The sequence below is a fragment of the Gammaproteobacteria bacterium genome (assembly GCA_016705365.1).
GTDB lineage: Bacteria > Pseudomonadota > Gammaproteobacteria > Pseudomonadales > UBA5518 > UBA5518.
This window is the reverse complement of record JADIYI010000005.1, coordinates 71,191-87,637: the sequence shown is the minus strand read 5'-3', so window position 1 is coordinate 87,637 and position 16,447 is coordinate 71,191. Positions and strand designations below refer to the sequence as shown.

Below are 16,447 nucleotides of genomic sequence, written 5' to 3'. Positions count from 1 at the left end.
CGTCAATCCGGTGCGCCGCCGGGTTGCGCGTACCAGAAACGTGGCCGGTGCGATCGCCAGCCCACGGGCTGCTCCAGGCTGCCATCCTCGGCCACACGCATCCTGATCGCGCCTTCGTACGCGGTATTCAGCAACTGCGTGCCACGTGCCGCATAACGCTCGACCACCGCCGGATGCGGATGACCGAAACGATTGCGATAACCTGCCGAGACCAGCGCATAACGCGGCGCGACCGCTGCCACGAACGCCGCGGTGGAGGAACTGCGACTGCCATGATGCGGTACCAGCAGCACTTCGGCACGCAAGGCCTGCGCATCCTGGCGCAACAACTCCGCCTCGGCGAGCGCTTCGATGTCGCCCGCGAGCAGGAATCGGTGTCCCGCGGCACTGACCCGCAAGACGCAGGAGCGGTCGTTGTCGCGGGTCCCGCTGCTCCCGGGGGGAGGATGCAGCAGTTCGAAGTCCACCCCGTCCCAGGACCAGTGCTGCCCGCGTTCGCACGGCGCCAGCTCGATACCGGCAACTGGTTCGCCGCCACGCACCTCGCGTACCGGCAACGCATCCATCAGGCCCGCCGCACCGCCCGCGTGATCGCCGTCGGCATGGCTGATCAGCAACAGATCGACCCGCGGATCGCCGGTGTTGCGCAATGCCGGCGCGACGATCGCCCGCCCGGCATCGAAGCGCTCGCTGAAGCGCGGGCCGGTATCGTAGACCAGGGTGTGTTCGCGGGTGCGCACGATCACCGCGGAGCCCTGCCCGACATCGAGCACCCATAGTTCGAGCATTGCCGGTGCAGCGCGCGCCGGCAGCAGCAGCGGCAACATCAGCACCAGGCCAATGGCACGCGCCGGGAAGCCACGCGGCAGCAACAGCCAGATCGTCCCGCCCAGTGCCAGCAGTACCCGCCACGTTTCCACGCTCACCCCACCACCCTCGGGCAGCGGTGGGTTCCAGCTCGCCGCGTGCGCGAGTAGCCACCACAACAGATCGAGCGCGAGCAGCGCCATGCGCAACAATGGCCATGCCAGGACATCACCCAGCGGCAACAGCAGACAACCAAGCAGGGCGCATGGCACCACGACCAGGTCTACCAGCGGAATTGCCAGCGCATTGACCAGCGGTGCCAGAATTGCCTGGGGCTGGCCGGCAAGCAGCAGCGGGCCCGCCAGCGCAATTGCGATCACCAGCTGCGGCTGCCACAGCAACTGCAGCCGCGTTGGCCGGCGCACCCGCCCGGAAAAAACGAATATCAAGGCCGCAACGGCAAGAAATGACAGCCAGAACCCGGTTTGCAGCGCGGCCATCGGCTGCAGCACGAGCACCAGCAGCAGCGCGCACCCGAAAGCGAGCCAGGCGCGCAGATGGCGCTCCGCCACACCAAAGACGAACACCACCGCCAGCATCAGCAACGCGCGCTGCACTGACACCGACCAGCCCGCCAGGCCACCGTAGAGCAGCGCGCAGGGGAACGCGGCCCATATCGCCGCACTTTGCGCCGGCACCCGCCCGTGCAGTCCCGGCCACAGCCGCAGAACCCGCTTCGCGCCCAGCAGCGCCAGCATCGCGACCAGAGTGATATGCATGCCGCTGATGACCATCAGGTGGGTGGTGCCGGTAAGCGCGAATACCTCCCAGTCGGAAGGCCGGAACCGCGAATCGTCACCGATGGTCACCGCCAGCAGTTTGCCGAATTGGGGTTCGTTGCCGACCAGTTCCGCAAGGCGTGTACGCAGGCTCCAGCGCAGGCGGTCGAGGTGCGCGCCGCACCCCCGCGCCGCGAGTCGCGCATGCGGCGCCTTACCCACCACATAACCGCTGGCGTCGATTCCTTCCGCCAGCAGCCACGCCTGGTAGTCACGACCGCCCGGGTTCACGAATCCGCGCGGCGCCCGCAGCCGCACCGTCATCGACCAGGCATCCCCGGGGCGAAAGTCTCCTGCGCCATACCAGCTCAGCTCGACCCGGCGTCCCTGGCGTGCGGCCCACGCACCGCGCGCACCCGGCAGGGCATCGAGCACCCGGGCACGAAATCGCCAACGCTCGCCACGGACATCGAGAAAGCGTTCGGGCAGACCCTCCACGCAGACCCGCACCGCCAGGTCCTGTCCCTCCAGCTCCGCCGGTAACGCGCGCGCGAGCATCTCGTGTCCGCGCAGCATGCCCAGGGCGAGCCCGAGCAACAGGCAGCCGCCGGTACGCAGCGCGGCGCGCGTGGAAAACAGCAACGGGACGAGCAACGGCAGCGCCGCGATCAACGGGGCGGCACCAGGCAATGAACCAAGGCGGGTAGTCGCCACGATGCCGGTGGCGACCGCCAGCATCCCTGCCAGCATCTGCGTCTCTCCAGTCCATTGGATGAGCGTGGGCCATTGAGCCCTATCGGCTCCGGTCCTGCAAGTGTTTCAGGCGCGCCCGGGGGGTCAAAGCATCGAGGTATGCGAATTCAACCGGCCCAAACCCTTGCCCGCGGTCTGCTTGTCTGGCTGTGACATAACCCCTATGCTTCGCCGCGCGTCGGCATTGCGCCTGCCTCGATGACCCGCGCGTATTTCCGGGACCAAGCGATGGCACGCAAATTCATCCGGCGCTACCTGCCGCATCCGCACGCAATCCGCGATCACAAATCGCTGCGCATGCTGAGCACGCGTCTGCACGACCCCAACCTCTGGCACCTCAATCGTCACTCGGTATCGACGGCGATGTTCGTCGGGGTGTTCGTGGCCTTCATTCCGCTGCCACTGCAGATGCTCATTGCCGCCGCGGCCGCGATCATGCTGCGCTGCAACGTGGCGCTTGCGGTAGTGCTGGTGTGGATCACCAACCCGCTCACCATGCCGCCGATCTACTACGCCACCTATCGCCTCGGGGCCCAAATGCTCGGATTGCGTCCCCAGGCGAGCGACTTCGAGTTATCCCTGAACTGGCTCGAACACCAGATGAGCGTGATCTGGCAGCCCCTGCTGCTCGGCAGCTTCAGCACCGGACTGGTTCTCGGCACCCTGGCGTTCATACTGACGCGCCTGGCGTGGCGCATCGGGGTGCAGCTGAAATGGCGCCAGCGCCAGCGTGAGCGCCGCGACGCGAAACGCGATCACTCGTAACGCAGCACCTCGGCTGGCTGCATGCGCGCGGCCCGCCACGAAGGGTACAGCGTCGCCACGAAACTCATCGCCAGTGCCACTGCGCAAACGCTCGCCACATCGGTGAACGCCAGTTGCGAGGGCAGATAGCTCACCGGGTACACTTCCGCCTTGAGAAACTGCACGCCGAGCAACGATTCCAGCAATGCCACCGCATCGGTGATCAACAGCGACAGGACACAGCCGATCAGCCCCCCGCACAGGGCACCGGCCAGGCCGATCAACGTGCCCTGCACCATGAACACCCCCATGATGTCGGCAGGGCTGGCGCCGAGCGTACGCAGGATCGCGATATCGCCCTCCTTGTCCTTCACGATCAGGAACAGGGTCGAGACCACGTTGAACACCGCCACCGCGATGATCAGGAACAACAGGATCCCGACCATGTTGCGCGACAGCTGGATGGCTTCGTAGAGATTGCCATGGGTACGGGTCCAGTCGAGGCCATGGATCTCGATGCCAAGCCCCTGGATCACCTCTCGCTCCACCCGCGGTGCGCTGAACAGATCACGCACCTGGAAGCGCACGCCCTGCACGACACCGGGCGCGCCGCGCAATCGCGTTGCCAGGCCGAGGCCCGCCAGCGCCATCGCATTGTCGACCTCGGTGCCGGTATCGAACACGCCGCCGAGCAGCACGCGTTGCACCCGCGGCATCACCTGCCCCGCCGCGTTCACGTCCGGCACCATCACCTGCAGGCTTTCGCCGACGCCAACGCCGAGCTTGTGCGCAAGCGTATCGCTCAGCAGCAGCGTATCCGCGTCTGCGTCGAGCAAATCCAGGGTGCCCTTGGCGAGATAGCGGTCGATCGAGGAAATACGCCGTTCGAACGCAGGCTCCGTGCCGTGGATCAGTGCCGGCACGACCTTGCCGCGATACATCAGCAGGGCCTGCAAATCGACGTAGGGTGCCGCGGCGAGCACCTCGGGATGCGCTTCCACCGCAGCGACCAGCGCGCGCCAGTCACGCACCGGCTGGATGGGTTGCAGCGAGACATGCGGCACCAGCGAGAGAATACGCTCGCGCAGCTCGCGATCGAAGCCGTTCATCACCGACAGCACCACGATCAGCAGCGCCACACCGAGCACCAGGCCCGCCGTCGACACACGCGATATGAACGCGACCAGCGCACCGCGATGCGTGCTGCTCGCATAGCGAAACCCGACCCGCAGCGGAAAACGCCATCCGCCGGGGTTCATGCCGCAGCCTCGAGCAGGCGCCCCTCCGCCAGCGTCAGCACGCGATCCATGCGTGCCGCCAGCGCCGGATCGTGGGTGACCACCACGAAGCTGGTGCCCAGATCCTTGTTCAGCGCATCCATCATCGCGTGGATGCCCGCGGCGGTGCCGCGATCGAGATTGCCGGTGGGTTCGTCCATCAGCACGCAGCGCGGCTCGGCAACCAGCGCGCGCGCAATCGCCACCCGCTGGCGCTCGCCGCCGGAGAGCTCACCCGGCTTGTGATCGAGCCGTGCGCCAAGACCCACGTGCTCGAGCAGCACGCGCGCACGCGCCGCCGCAGTCCGCGGCGCCTCGCCGCGGATCAGCAACGGCATCGCCACGTTCTCGAGCGCATCGAACTCACCGAGCAGGTGATGAAACTGGTAGACGAAGCCGAGCGCACGGTTGCGCAGCAGCCCGCGCTCGCGCTCGCTCATCTCGCTGATGACACGCCCTTCGACCCGCACCTCGCCCGCGTTCGGCAGATCGAGACCGCCCAGCATATTGAGCAAGGTGCTCTTGCCCGAGCCCGATTGACCGATGATCGCCAGCCGCTCACCGCGCCTTACCCGCAGGTTCAGGTCGTTCAGCACCACCAGTTCCTGCGGTCCCTGGCGGTAGAGCTTGCGCAATGCGCGGCACTCCAGCACCGCCTCGCCATCATTCATAACGCAGCGCCTCCGCCGGGCCGATACGCGCCGCGCGCCGTGCCGGGTAGAGCGTGGCCAGCACGCTCAGCGCCAGCCCGCACCCGGCTATCAGCAACAGGTCGCCCATCTCGGGATGGGATGGAATATAGCTGATGAAATACACCGCCGGATTGAACAGGCGAACCCCCAGCACTTGCTCCAGCCACGCGGCCAGCGCGCTGATGTTGAGCGCGACGGGTATGCCCACGGCAAGACCCGCGGCGATTCCCGATACGCCGATCAGCGTGCCCTGCACCGTGAACACCGCCATGATCTGCGCCGGCGAGGCGCCCATGGTGCGCAGCACCGCGATCGCGCCACGCTTCTCCGCAACCACCATGGTCAGGATCGAAACGATGTTGAATGCCGCGACCGCCACGATCACCAGCAGCAACAGCGTGACCATGCGTTTCTCCATGCGGATCGCGCCAAACAGCGTGCCCTGCGTGGTGCTCCAGTCCTCGGCATGCAAACCGGGTGGCAGCGATCCGGCAATGCGTGCGCGTACCCGTGGCGCCTGGTCCGGATCGTCGAGTGCGAGACGCACCCCGTGCACCCCTTTGCCGGTGCGGTAGAGTCGCGCCGCATCCTCGAGCTGAATCAGCGCGGTGCTGGCATCCACCTGGGCGCCCACTGCAAAAATGCCCACCACGGTCAAACGACGCATCCGCGGATACGCCCCGGCCGGCGTCAGTGATATTTCCGGCAGCATCACCGTGACGTAGTCGCCGATCCCGAGGCCGAGCGAGCGTGCCACGAGATTGCCGATCACGATTCCGAATTTTCCTGGCTGCAGATTTTCCAGCGCCCCCTGCTGCATGTATTGTCCGATGACCGACACCCGCGCATCATACTGCGGGCGAATTCCGCTCAGCTCGACGCCACGCACGATTCCCGGCGTGCTGAGCATCGCGGTGCCGCCGATAAAAGGTGCCGCGCCGCGGACACCCGGTTCGCGCTCCAGCGCGGCCGCGAGCGGCTCCCAATCGACGATTGCCCGAGAGCCGACGACCAATACGTGCGGCACCAGTGCCAGGATCCGGCTGCGCAACTCGCGATCAAAACCGTTCATGACCGACAGCACCACCACCAGCGCCATCACGCCCAGCCCGAGTCCGCACAGCGCCACTGCGGAAACCACCGAAATAAACCGGGTTCGCCGCCGTGCACGCACATAGCGCAGACCGATGAAAAGGGGGAACGGACGAAACATCGCGGCATTTAAGCACAATTGTCCGAGCCCCCACACGGGCGTGGTATTTACAGCACTTTTTAGTCCGCGAAACGGCGCTTATACTGCCGGGCAAGCAAACCGCGAAATCCCTGGCGTACCATCATGTCCAGTCCCACTGCCAACCAGCGCGATTTCTACCGGGTGGACTGCCCGGTAATCATCAGCCACTGCCTGGTCGGGGATCATGCGCCCGCCGCCAAACCGGCCGAGAATTTTTTTCCCGACAACGAGCACTTCAACCTGTTGCGCGAAATGCGCCGTCTCGACCAGGACAACAGCCACCTGCTGCACACACTCGGCGAGCAGGATCGGGGGCTCGGTGCCTATCTCGGCCATATCAACCGCAAGCTCGATCTGCTGGCCCGCCATATCGCCAGTCTGACTCCGGAGCTCGGACGTGGCAGCGAGCAGACCATTTCGCTCAGTGAGGGCGGACTCTCGTTCAGCTGCGCCACACCACCGGCGTTGGGCAGCGTGCTGGCGATCCGCATGACGCTGCTGCCTGCCTACGTGGGCATCGCGGTCTACGCGAGCGTGGTCAAGCTGGTGCCGGAACGAAGCGGCAGCACCCATGTGTCAGTCAATTTCGAGCGGTTGCAGGATGCGGACCGCCAGATCATCGCCCGTCACGTCATGCAGGTACAGATGGCGGAGCAACGCAAGAAAGGGGGCCGGGAATGATCCGCGCAATCGCTTTGTTGGTCTTGTTCGGCTGGTCGGCACTGCTTGGCGCGGAAGTCATCAAGGTACCGCTCGGCGCGCAGGGCTCGGCCGCGGTTGCCGCGCACGTGCCCGAACGCGGCACCAGCATGGAAACCGTGCTTGCCGGCTGGGGTGAGCCCGCGGCACGCCAGGCAGCGGTCGGCCAGCCGCCGATCAGTCGCTGGGACTACCCGGAATTCTTCGTGTATTTCGAGTACAACCACGTGCTGCACACGGTACTGCGCCACACGCCGGTTGCACCACCGCCTGCTCCCTGAATGCCGTTGCGCGCGCGGCACCTTCACCCGAGAGAATTCCATGCTGTTGATATTGCACCCGAACACCGATGAATCCAGCGAGGAATACCGCAAGACCTGGGAATACCTGCGGACGCTGCCGCGCATCGAGATGCGCAGCCACGTGGTGCAGGGCCAGCAACAGAAACTGACCGAGATCTATCTCCTCGGTGACACCCACACCCTCGACAAGGACGCACTCGAAGCCCTGCCCGCGGTCGAGCGCGCGGTGCGGATTTCCGAGGAATATCGCATGCTCGGCCGGCACAAGGACGAGCAGCGGCTGGCGGGCTTCGATTATAACGGTGTCAATTTTTCGCAGAATACGCTGCACGTCATGGCAGGTCTGTGCGCGGTCGACAATCCGCAAAACGTCGAGACCATGCTGGCGGCGCTCGCGAGCGAAGGCCAGCTCTGCACCCGCATGGGCGCCTACAAGCCGCGCACCAATCCCTATTCGTTCCAGGGCCATGGCGGCAGCTGCCTGCCGTGGGTATTCGAACTCGCTGGCAAGCACGGCATTCGCGTGATCGCCATGGAGGTCACCCACGAGAGCCACATCGAGGAAATCGACACCTGTCTCGAAAAACTCGGCCGACCCACCGGCGTGATGCTGCAGATCGGCACCCGCAACACCCAGAACTTCGAGCTGCTGAAAGCCATCGGCCGCCAGCAAACCTACCCGGCGTTGCTCAAGCGCGGTTTCGGCATCAGTCTGAACGAATCGCTGAATGCCGCGGAATACCTTGCCAGCGAAGGCAATTCACGGGTGATTTTCTGCCTGCGCGGCATGAAGAGCGATGGTGGAGCGCCACATCGCAACATGGTCGATTTCGCCCACGTCCCGGTGATCAAGCGCCTGACGCGGATGCCGGTGTGCATCGATCCCTCGCACTCGGTGGGATCGCGTGATGCGGCACCCGACCATATTCTCGATGTCGCGCACGCCACCGCGCAGGGCGTGATCGCGGGTGCCAACCTGGTGCTGGTGGATTTTCATCCCCGGCCGCGAGAGGCGCTGGTGGATGGACCGCAGGCATTGCTGCTCGATGAACTGCCGCGTTTTCTGGCCGACGTGAAGCTGTGCCGCGAGAGCTATCTCGCGCGCCAGCGGCTGTGGGCGCAAAGCGCTTGCTGATCTACGGTCACCGCGGCGCACGCGGCGAAGCACCTGAAAACACCCTCGCGGGGTTTCACCGCGCGATCAGTGCCGGCGTGGTCCGGGTCGAACTCGATCTCAGGCTCTCACGCGATGGCGAACTGGTGGTGATTCACGACGATACCGTGAATCGCACTACCAATGGACGTGGTGCGGTGGCGCAGCTGACGGCGCAGGAACTCGCCCGCCTCGATGCCCGACGCGGCGGCCCTGACTGCCCCACCCCGCAACCGGTACCGGTGATTGGCCGCGTGCTCGAGGAATTCCCGGAGATCCTCCACTTCCAGCTCGAGGCGAAACCGGTAAGCAGTGCCCAGCGGCCGCTCATGGCCGAGCGGCTCGCGGCGCTGTTTCGCGAGCACGCGCTGCACCCGCGCGCCACGGTGACATCCTTCGACGCCGCGCTGCTCGGTGCGGTTCACGATTGCGACGCCCGGATCCCCCGCGGATTGATCACCGATCGCACGCGACCCGATCCACTGACGCTGGCGCGCGAACTGGGCGTCGAGCTGCTGGTCCTTCACTGGAAGCTGTGCACACCGGCGCGTATCGCTGCCGCTCATGCCAGCGGCCTCCCGGTGTCGGCGTGGACCGTGAACGACGCGAAGGTGGTGCGGCGCCTGCACGCGCACGGAATCGACAGCGTGGTGACCGATTACCCCACGCGCATGATGGCGTTGTGGCTCAGTCTTCGGGGTTCCGAAAGCTGATCACTGGCGCGGCGCAGCCCGACCCGCCGCGGTGTCGCTGGCGTCGTAGGGAAGATCGGGATCCACCGCATCGCATTTGGCGGGATTGCCGCCGCAAACCGGACAGTCGGCGTCGAGCATCGCACTCATGCCGCCGCAGCTGCCCTGGATCGGCTTGCGACCGGCCAGCACGCCGATGGCCATCGCCGCGGTCACCAACAGAAAAAAAGCCAGCGTGAAAAACAGGGTTGCCATTGTGCTCACCTCGCCCTCATTCTAACCCATCCAGATACGGCTGGAACGTGGTGCTGGACCGCGACTCGAAGCCCGAGCCCACGCGCACCAGCATATAGACCGGGATCTGTTCGCGCTCGGCGAGTTCCATGCCCCGGGCCGGACCGAGCACATCGATCGCGGTTGCCAGCGCATCGGCGGTCTTGCAGTCCTGCGCCACTACCGTGACCGAGGCAAGACCGTGCTCGATCGGGCGTGCAGTGGCGGGATCGATGGTGTGGGAGTAGCGCTTGCCATCACGCTCGAAGTAGTTGCGGTAATCACCGGACGTGGCAATCGATTTCCCGCTCACCGCGATCGCCGCCAGGGCCCGGCCGCGCATCAGCTCCGGTGCCTCGATGCCGATGCGCCATTCATGACCGTCCGGATTGTTGCCCGCGGTGCGTACCTCGCCGCCGACTTCGACCATGTAGTTGGCAACCCCGGCGGCCTCGAGCCAGAGCGCCGCACGATCCACGCCATAGCCTTTGGCGATCGCGGACAGATCGATTTCGCGCTCGGCGCTCTTGCGCAAGGCGGGCGGTTCGCGACGCACGCTCAGCGCCGCGGAACCAACGCGTGCCGCTGCGCGCGCGATGTCCTGTTCCGAGGGCACCCGGTCCGCCCCCTTCGCGCCGGCGCCAAACCCCCACAGATCGACCAATGGTCCGACCGTGATGTCGAACGCTCCGGCGCTGAGTGCGTGGATTTCCAGCGCGGTCTCGACAACGTCGAGTGTTTCGGGCGATACCGCGAACCATGCATCGGGCGGCGCGGCGTTGAAACGCGAAACCTCGGACTCGGGGCGGTAGGTCGACATCAGCGCATTGACCTGCTGCAGCGCCGCATCGACGCCCTCGCCCGCCGCCGGCTGGCTCAGCCGGCGGGGCGGCTCGACCACGGTAACGTGGTAGGTCGTGCCCATGGTATCGCCCTCGAAACGCCATACCTCGGGTCCGGGAGTGCAGGCAGCAATCGCCAGCAGCACAAACAACAACGGGAGCAACACCGTTGCTCCCGTTCGCTGCGCGATGCCGCGGCGCGTATCAGCCGCCGAAATCATCCAGCAGGATATTCTCTTTCTCGACACCCAGGTGCTCCAGCATGTTGATCACTGCCGCATTCATCATCGGCGGCCCGCACATGTAGTACTCGCAGTCCTCCGGCGCCGGGTGATCTTTCAGGTAATTGTCGAACAGCACCTGGTGGATGAAGCCCTTGAGTCCGCTCCAGTTGTCCTCGGGCTGCGGGTCGGAAAGCGCAACGTGCCAGCTGAAATTGGGATTTTCCGCGGCCAGCCTGTCGAAATCCTCGACATAGAACATCTCGCGCAGGCTGCGTGCACCGTACCAGAACGTGATCTTGCGATCGCTGTGAATGCGGCACAACTGGTCGAACAGGTGCGAGCGCATCGGCGCCATGCCCGCACCACCGCCGATGAATATCATCTCGGCCCGGGTGTCCTTGGCAAAGAATTCGCCGAACGGACCGAATACCCGCATCTTGTCACCCGGCTTCAGGCCGAAGGCGTAGGACGACATCTGCCCCGGTGGAATGCCCTTGGAACCGGGCGGCGGCGTCGCGATGCGGATATTGAACTTCAGCACCCCTCTCTCGTCGGGATAGTTCGCCATCGAGTAGGCGCGGATCACCGGTTCCTTGACGGTCGAACTCAGGTCGAAGAAATGAAAACGCTCCCAGTCCGCGCGATATTGCGCATCGACCGCGAAATCCTTGTAGTGCACCGTGTGCGGCGGCGCTTCCAGCTGCACATAACCGCCGGCGCGAAAATCCACGCTTTCACCCTCGGGCAGCTTCAGCACCAGTTCCTTGATGAAGGTCGCGACGTTGTCGTTCGACACCACGGTGCAATCCCACTGTTTCACTCCGAAGAACTCGGGCTCAACATGAATTTTCATGTCCTGCTTCACCGCCACCTGGCAGGCAAGCCGCCAATTGTCGCGCAACTGCCCACGGGTGAAATGGCCTTCCTCGACCGGCAGGAAGGTACCGCCACCGTCGAGCACCTGGCAGCGGCACTGGCCGCAGGTACCGCCCCCGCCACAGGCCGATGACAGGAATATGCCCGCATTGGCCAGCGTGGTCAGCAGCTTGCCGCCCGCCTCCACGGTGAGCGCGCGCTCGGGATCGTCGTTGATCTCGATGTTGACATCGTCGGTGCTGACGAGCCGCGAACGGGCCAGGAGTATCAGCACCGCCAGCGACATCACGATCGCCGTGAACATCCCGACACCCGCAAAAATCGTCCCTACGTCTACCATGTTCGATCGTCCCGAAATGCCGTGCTCAGAGCGAGATACCGCCGAATGACATGAACCCGAGCGCCATCAGTCCCACCGTGATGAAGGTGATGCCGAGGCCGCGCAATCCATCCGGCACATCGCTGTACTTGAGCTTTTCACGCACACCTGCCAGCGCCGTGATCGCCAGCGCCCAGCCAAGACCGGAACCGAAGCCATAGACCACGCTCTCGCTCAGCACGTAATCGCGCTCGACCATGAACAGCGAGCCGCCCATGATCACGCAGTTCACGGTGATCAGCGGCAGGAACACGCCGAGCGCGGTGTAGAGCGCCGGCATGTACTTGTCGAGGAACATCTCGAGAATCTGCACGATCGCGGCGATCACGCCGATATAGCTCAGGAAACCGAGAAAACCCAGATCGAGCTCCGGGAACCCCGCCCATGCAAGCGCTCCGTCGCGCAGCAGGAAATGGAAGATCAGGTTGTTGGCGGGTACCGTGATGGTTTGTACCACCACGACCGCGACCCCGAGCTGGAACGCCGTTTCCACCTTTTTCGAGATCGCGATGAAACTGCACATGCCGAGAAAGAACGCGAGCGCCATGTTCTCGATGAACACGGAGCGGATCAGCAGCGCCAGGAGATGTTCCATCACACTACCTCCTGCGGCTTGCTCTGCGGTGCCATGTGAAATTCCCTGGCTTCCACCTGCTGGGTCTTCCAGCTGCGCAGCAGCCAGATGAACAGGCCGATGATGAAAAACGCGCTCGGCGGCAGCAGCAGCAGACCGTTTGGCTGGTACCAGCCACCGTTGTTGACCTGCGCCAGCACATCGAAGCCAAACAGCTTGCCGCTGCCGAACAACTCGCGCACGGTGCCCACCGCCATCAGCATCGCGCTGTAGCCGAGCCCGTTGCCGATGCCGTCGAGAAAGCTCGGGATCGGCGGGTTTTTCATCGCGAAGGCTTCCGCACGCCCCATCACGATGCAGTTGGTGATGATGAGACCGACGAACACCGACAACTGCTTGGCGATGCTGTAGGCCACCGCCTGCAGGATCTGGTCGACCACGATCACCAGCGAGGAGATCACGATCATCTGCACGATCATGCGGATGCTGCTCGGCGTGTGGTTGCGCAACAGCGAGATCGCGAGATTCGAGAACGCGGTGACCAGTGTCAGTGCGATCGACATCACCAGCGCGGTCTTGAGGCTGGATGTGACCGCCAGTGCCGAGCAGATCCCGAGGATCTGCACCGCGATCGGATTGTTGACGAATATCGGAGAAATAAGAATTTCCCGGGTCCTGGACATCAGGATTGCCCTCCGCGGATCTTGCTGAGATAGGGTCCGAAACCGTGCTCACCGAGCCAGAAATGCAGCATGTTCTCGACGCCGTTGCTGGTCAGTGTCGCGCCGGACAGCGCATCGACCTGGTGTCGCGCCAGCGGGCTCGCCGGATCCACTCCACCCTTGACGATATCGATCGATACCTTGCCGTCCTGGTCGTAGACCTGCTTGCCCGGCCACAGCGCCTTCCACTTGGGATTGTCCACTTCGCCGCCAAGCCCGGGGGTTTCCTTCTGGTCGTAATAGGACAGGCCGACCACCGTGCTCGCATCGCCCTCCAGGACCAGGAAGCCGTACAGCGTGCTCCACAGCCCGTAACCGCGGATCGGCAGCACGATTTTCTCCATCCTGCCCTGGTCCTCGATCAGGTAGACCTGCGCGAATCGTTCGCGGCGTCCGATGCTCGCCACATCCTCGACATCGTCGAGCGCTGCCGAGAGTTTGGCGTCCTTCGCCGCCTTGACCTGGTCGTAGCGCGCGGGATCGAGTTCCGGACGCGCCAAATCCTGCTCGGTGGCATAGGTGCCGGTATCCAGGTCCACGAGGCGCACTTCGAAGTGGCCAAACAGTTCCTCGACCTCGGCACGGCTGTGCTCGCCCCCGGGGAGCATGCCGGCGGCCGCCAGGATATTGGTCTTGCGGTCCAGGGCCTTGTTGCTGCTCTGGATCGGCTTCAGCGACACGGCCGCGCCGGCCACGATCACCGAACACACGATGCACAGAACGAAAGCGACCAGCAGCGTCTTCCCGGTGGTTTCCTTCTTAGGCGTTGACATTGCGTGCCAGCCTCCGGTTGATGTTGGCGCGCATCACGAAACTGTCGATCAACGGCGCGAAGATATTTGCAAACAGGATCGCGAGCATCATTCCCTCGGGAAATGCCGGATTCACCACCCGGATCAGCATCACCATGACGCCGATCAGGATGCCGAACGCGAGCTTGCCGGTTTCGGTCATCGCCGCCGACACCGGGTCGGTGGCCATGAACACCGTGCCGAAAGCCCAGCCGCCGACCACGAAATGCCAGTAGAACGGCACCCCGAACATCGGGTTGGTGGCAGAATCGACGGCATTGAACAGCAGGCCCATCGCCACGGTGCCGATGACCACTCCGAGCATGATTCGCCACGAGGCAATGCCGGTCCACAGCAACAGCGCCGCGCCCATCAGGATCGCGAGTACCGAGGTTTCGCCGATACTGCCCTGCATCTGCCCCAAGAACGCATCCATCCAGCTCATATGCCGGGTGATCAGGTCCAGCCCGCCACTGGCGCCGAGCGACAGTGCCGTCGCGCCGCTGAAGCCATCGACCGCGGTCCACACCGTGTCGCCCGACATCTGCGCGGGGTAGGCGAAGAACAGGAAGGCACGCCCGACCAGCGCCGGGTTCAGGAAATTCTTGCCGGTGCCGCCGAACACTTCCTTGCCGATCACCACCCCGAAGCTGATCCCGAGTGCCGCCTGCCACAGCGGGACGTCGGGTGGCACGATCAGCGCAAACAGGATGGAGGTGACAAAGAAGCCTTCATTGACCTCGTGACCACGCACCGAGGCAAACAGGATCTCCCAGCCGATTCCGACCACGAAGGTCACCATGTAGATCGGCAGGAAATAACAGGCACCATGCCAGAAGCAGTCCCACACGCTGTTCGGATCGTAGCCCGCGGCGAGGGCGATCCACCAGCCATGCCAATCGGTCTTGGCCGCGATCCCCATCGCCTCCATCGCGGTATTGGCCTGGAATCCGAGGTTGTACATGCCGTAGAACATCGCCGGGAACACCGCCAGCCATACGGTGATCATGACCCGCTTGAGATCGATGCCATCACGCACGTGCGCGCCACTTCCGGTCACGCTCGCCGGGGAATAAAGGAAGGTGTCCAGCGCCTCGTAGAGCGGGAACAGCTTTTCGAAGCGCCCGCCTTTCTCGAAATGGGGTTCGACGACGTGGTCCAGAAACCGCCTAAGAGCCTTCATTCAAGCCTCCATCTCGATGCGGGTCAGGTTGTCCCTGAGGATCGGACCATATTCGTATTTGCCCGGACACACGTAGGTACACAGCGCAAGATCCTCCTCGTCGAGTTCGAGCGCGCCGAGCTTCGCGGCGACTTCCACATCACCGACGATCAGCGACTTGAGCAGCGGTGTTGCCAGCACATCGAGCGGCATCACTTTTTCGTAGGCACCGATAGGCACCAGTGCCCGCGGACTGCCGTTGGTCGATGTGTTCATGGCCACCGGCTTCAGCCCGAACAGGCTGGAGAGGTAGATGCGCATCATCGAGTGACGCTTTGCCCCGGGCGAAAGCCAGCCAAGCAACAGGCGCTCCCGGCCTTCGGGCAACACCGACACCTGCGTGTGATAGCGTCCGAGAAAGGCCAGCGATCCGCGCGCCGAACGACCGGCGAGCACGCCGCCGCTCAGTATCCGCGGTTCGCCGCCGGCGATCTCGCCTGCACAGAGTTCCTCGACGCTCGCTCCGAGGAGCGTCTTCAGCAGCCGGGGGCGTTCAACCGACGGGCCTCCCAGCGCGATGACGCGCTCGCAATGCAAACGACCGGTAGTGAACAGCTTGCCGATCGCAATCACGTCCTGGTAGCCGATGCTCCACACCGTCTTGCGTTCGTGCACCGGATCGAGAAAGTGAATATGGGTACCCACCAGTCCGGCCGGGTGCGGGCCCGCGAACTCCTCGTGAACCACGCGCGGCGCCTCGACGCGCGGCGTCGCCCCACCGGCGCCTCCGACCACGAAGACCTTGCCGTCGGTGAGCGCGGCCAGTACCTGCACGCCCTGCCTGAACGAGTCCGCTTCGGCGGCCAGCACCAGCGCCGGATCGGCGGCCAGCGGACTGGTGTCCATGGCGGTGACAAAGATCGAGTGCGGTGTCGTGGACGGCGCGGGCACCTTGCTGAACGGGCGGGTGCGCAATGCCGTCCAGAGTCCGGAATCGACCAGGTTGTCGCGCACCTGCTCGCGACCAAGCGTGGCGAGTTGTGCCGGCTCGTAACGCGCGAATTCACGCTCCTCGCTGCCATCGACATCGATCACGACCGAGAGCAGGAGCCGCTTGTCGCCACGATTGATCGCCGCGACGGTGCCCGCCGCGGGAGCCGTGAACTGCACCCCTCGGCACGCTTGTCGATGAACAGCGCCTGGCCCCTCGCCACCCGGTCGCCGACCCGCACCAGCATGCCGGGCTTCAGGCCCGGGTAGTCCGGGCCCAGCACTGCCACGGTACGGATTTTCGGGCCGGTATGGATCACCTGCTCCGGCGCTCCACTGATGGGCAAATCCAGTCCACGGCGTATCGAGATCATAGCTACCCTGCCAGGCTTGAACAGAAATCCACCACGAGTTACAGACTGCGGCATTCATTCATTGCCGTGGACATCGCTCTGCGGTGGAGAGAGGGGGCAACGCGTCTC

At 64.6% G+C, this 16,447-nt stretch carries 16 protein-coding genes and 1 pseudogene; 5 read left to right on the top strand and 12 right to left on the bottom strand.

Annotated features, from left to right (window positions below; genetic code table 11):
- Positions 1–2: 2 nt before the first annotated feature.
- Positions 3–2,336 carry a DNA internalization-related competence protein ComEC/Rec2 gene (locus tag IPF49_04135; GenBank protein ID MBK6286829.1) on the bottom strand — a complete coding sequence of 778 codons (2,334 nt, stop codon included), beginning with the start codon at positions 2,334–2,336 and terminating at the stop codon, positions 3–5.
- A 231-nt stretch (positions 2,337–2,567) separates the two neighbouring features.
- On the opposite strand from IPF49_04135, the gene IPF49_04130 reads away from it, so the two are divergent.
- The gene (locus tag IPF49_04130; GenBank protein MBK6286828.1) at positions 2,568–3,104 is read left to right on the top strand and encodes a DUF2062 domain-containing protein; all 537 of its coding nucleotides are present in this window, start codon (positions 2,568–2,570) and stop codon (positions 3,102–3,104) included.
- Here IPF49_04130 and IPF49_04125 read toward each other — a convergent pair.
- The 3 genes from IPF49_04125 to IPF49_04115 are packed head-to-tail and all read right to left on the bottom strand — an operon-like array spanning position 3,095 to position 6,265.
- Positions 3,095–4,342 (bottom strand): lipoprotein-releasing ABC transporter permease subunit, encoded by a 1,248-nt coding sequence (locus IPF49_04125; protein ID MBK6286827.1) that lies wholly within the window; start codon positions 4,340–4,342, stop codon positions 3,095–3,097. The genes IPF49_04130 and IPF49_04125 overlap by 10 nt on opposite strands.
- Positions 4,339–5,031 (bottom strand): ATP-binding cassette domain-containing protein, encoded by a 693-nt coding sequence (locus IPF49_04120; protein MBK6286826.1) that lies wholly within the window; start codon positions 5,029–5,031, stop codon positions 4,339–4,341. Before IPF49_04120 ends, IPF49_04125 begins: the two co-directional genes overlap by 4 nt.
- A complete protein-coding gene (locus IPF49_04115) occupies positions 5,024–6,265 on the bottom strand; it encodes a lipoprotein-releasing ABC transporter permease subunit (GenBank protein ID MBK6286825.1) in 1,242 nt (413 codons plus the stop codon). Before IPF49_04115 ends, IPF49_04120 begins: the two co-directional genes overlap by 8 nt.
- A 123-nt stretch (positions 6,266–6,388) precedes the next feature.
- Here IPF49_04115 and IPF49_04110 point away from each other — a divergent pair, with 123 nt between their 5' ends.
- The 4 genes from IPF49_04110 to IPF49_04095 are packed head-to-tail and all read left to right on the top strand — an operon-like array spanning position 6,389 to position 9,153.
- Positions 6,389–6,967, top strand: a complete 579-nt coding sequence (locus tag IPF49_04110; protein ID MBK6286824.1) for a PilZ domain-containing protein — start codon at positions 6,389–6,391, stop codon at positions 6,965–6,967.
- Positions 6,964–7,266: a phosphodiesterase gene (locus IPF49_04105; GenBank protein MBK6286823.1), complete on the top strand. Its 303-nt coding sequence runs from the start codon at positions 6,964–6,966 to the stop codon at positions 7,264–7,266. The genes IPF49_04110 and IPF49_04105 overlap by 4 nt, the downstream gene beginning before the upstream one ends.
- A gap of 40 nt (positions 7,267–7,306) precedes the next feature.
- Positions 7,307–8,422, top strand: coding sequence for a 3-deoxy-7-phosphoheptulonate synthase (locus IPF49_04100; protein ID MBK6286822.1), 1,116 nt, complete (start codon positions 7,307–7,309; stop codon positions 8,420–8,422).
- Positions 8,416–9,153, top strand: coding sequence for a glycerophosphodiester phosphodiesterase (locus IPF49_04095; GenBank protein MBK6286821.1), 738 nt, complete (start codon positions 8,416–8,418; stop codon positions 9,151–9,153). Before IPF49_04100 ends, IPF49_04095 begins: the two co-directional genes overlap by 7 nt.
- Here IPF49_04095 and nqrM read toward each other — a convergent pair whose 3' ends face one another.
- From nqrM to IPF49_04055, 8 genes and pseudogenes are all read right to left on the bottom strand, one after another.
- Positions 9,154–9,387 (bottom strand): (Na+)-NQR maturation NqrM, encoded by a 234-nt coding sequence (gene nqrM, locus IPF49_04090; protein MBK6286820.1) that lies wholly within the window; start codon positions 9,385–9,387, stop codon positions 9,154–9,156.
- Between the two features lie 16 nt (positions 9,388–9,403).
- Positions 9,404–10,468, bottom strand: coding sequence for an FAD:protein FMN transferase (locus IPF49_04085; protein ID MBK6286819.1), 1,065 nt, complete (start codon positions 10,466–10,468; stop codon positions 9,404–9,406).
- Positions 10,452–11,687: an NADH:ubiquinone reductase (Na(+)-transporting) subunit F gene (nqrF, locus tag IPF49_04080; protein ID MBK6286818.1), complete on the bottom strand. Its 1,236-nt coding sequence runs from the start codon at positions 11,685–11,687 to the stop codon at positions 10,452–10,454. Before nqrF ends, IPF49_04085 begins: the two co-directional genes overlap by 17 nt.
- Before the next feature lie 25 nt (positions 11,688–11,712).
- Positions 11,713–12,321: an NADH:ubiquinone reductase (Na(+)-transporting) subunit E gene (gene nqrE / locus IPF49_04075; protein ID MBK6286817.1), complete on the bottom strand. Its 609-nt coding sequence runs from the start codon at positions 12,319–12,321 to the stop codon at positions 11,713–11,715.
- Complete coding sequence (locus IPF49_04070) at positions 12,321–12,983, bottom strand: NADH:ubiquinone reductase (Na(+)-transporting) subunit D (protein MBK6286816.1); 663 nt, start codon at positions 12,981–12,983, stop codon at positions 12,321–12,323. The genes nqrE and IPF49_04070 overlap by 1 nt, the downstream gene beginning before the upstream one ends.
- The gene (locus IPF49_04065) at positions 12,983–13,795 is read right to left on the bottom strand and encodes a Na(+)-translocating NADH-quinone reductase subunit C (protein ID MBK6286815.1); all 813 of its coding nucleotides are present in this window, start codon (positions 13,793–13,795) and stop codon (positions 12,983–12,985) included. The genes IPF49_04070 and IPF49_04065 overlap by 1 nt, the downstream gene beginning before the upstream one ends.
- Complete coding sequence (locus IPF49_04060) at positions 13,782–14,996, bottom strand: NADH:ubiquinone reductase (Na(+)-transporting) subunit B (protein ID MBK6286814.1); 1,215 nt, start codon at positions 14,994–14,996, stop codon at positions 13,782–13,784. Before IPF49_04060 ends, IPF49_04065 begins: the two co-directional genes overlap by 14 nt.
- Positions 14,997–16,339 (bottom strand): annotated as a pseudogene (locus IPF49_04055) (Na(+)-translocating NADH-quinone reductase subunit A).
- Between the last annotated feature and the right edge of the window lie 108 nt (positions 16,340–16,447).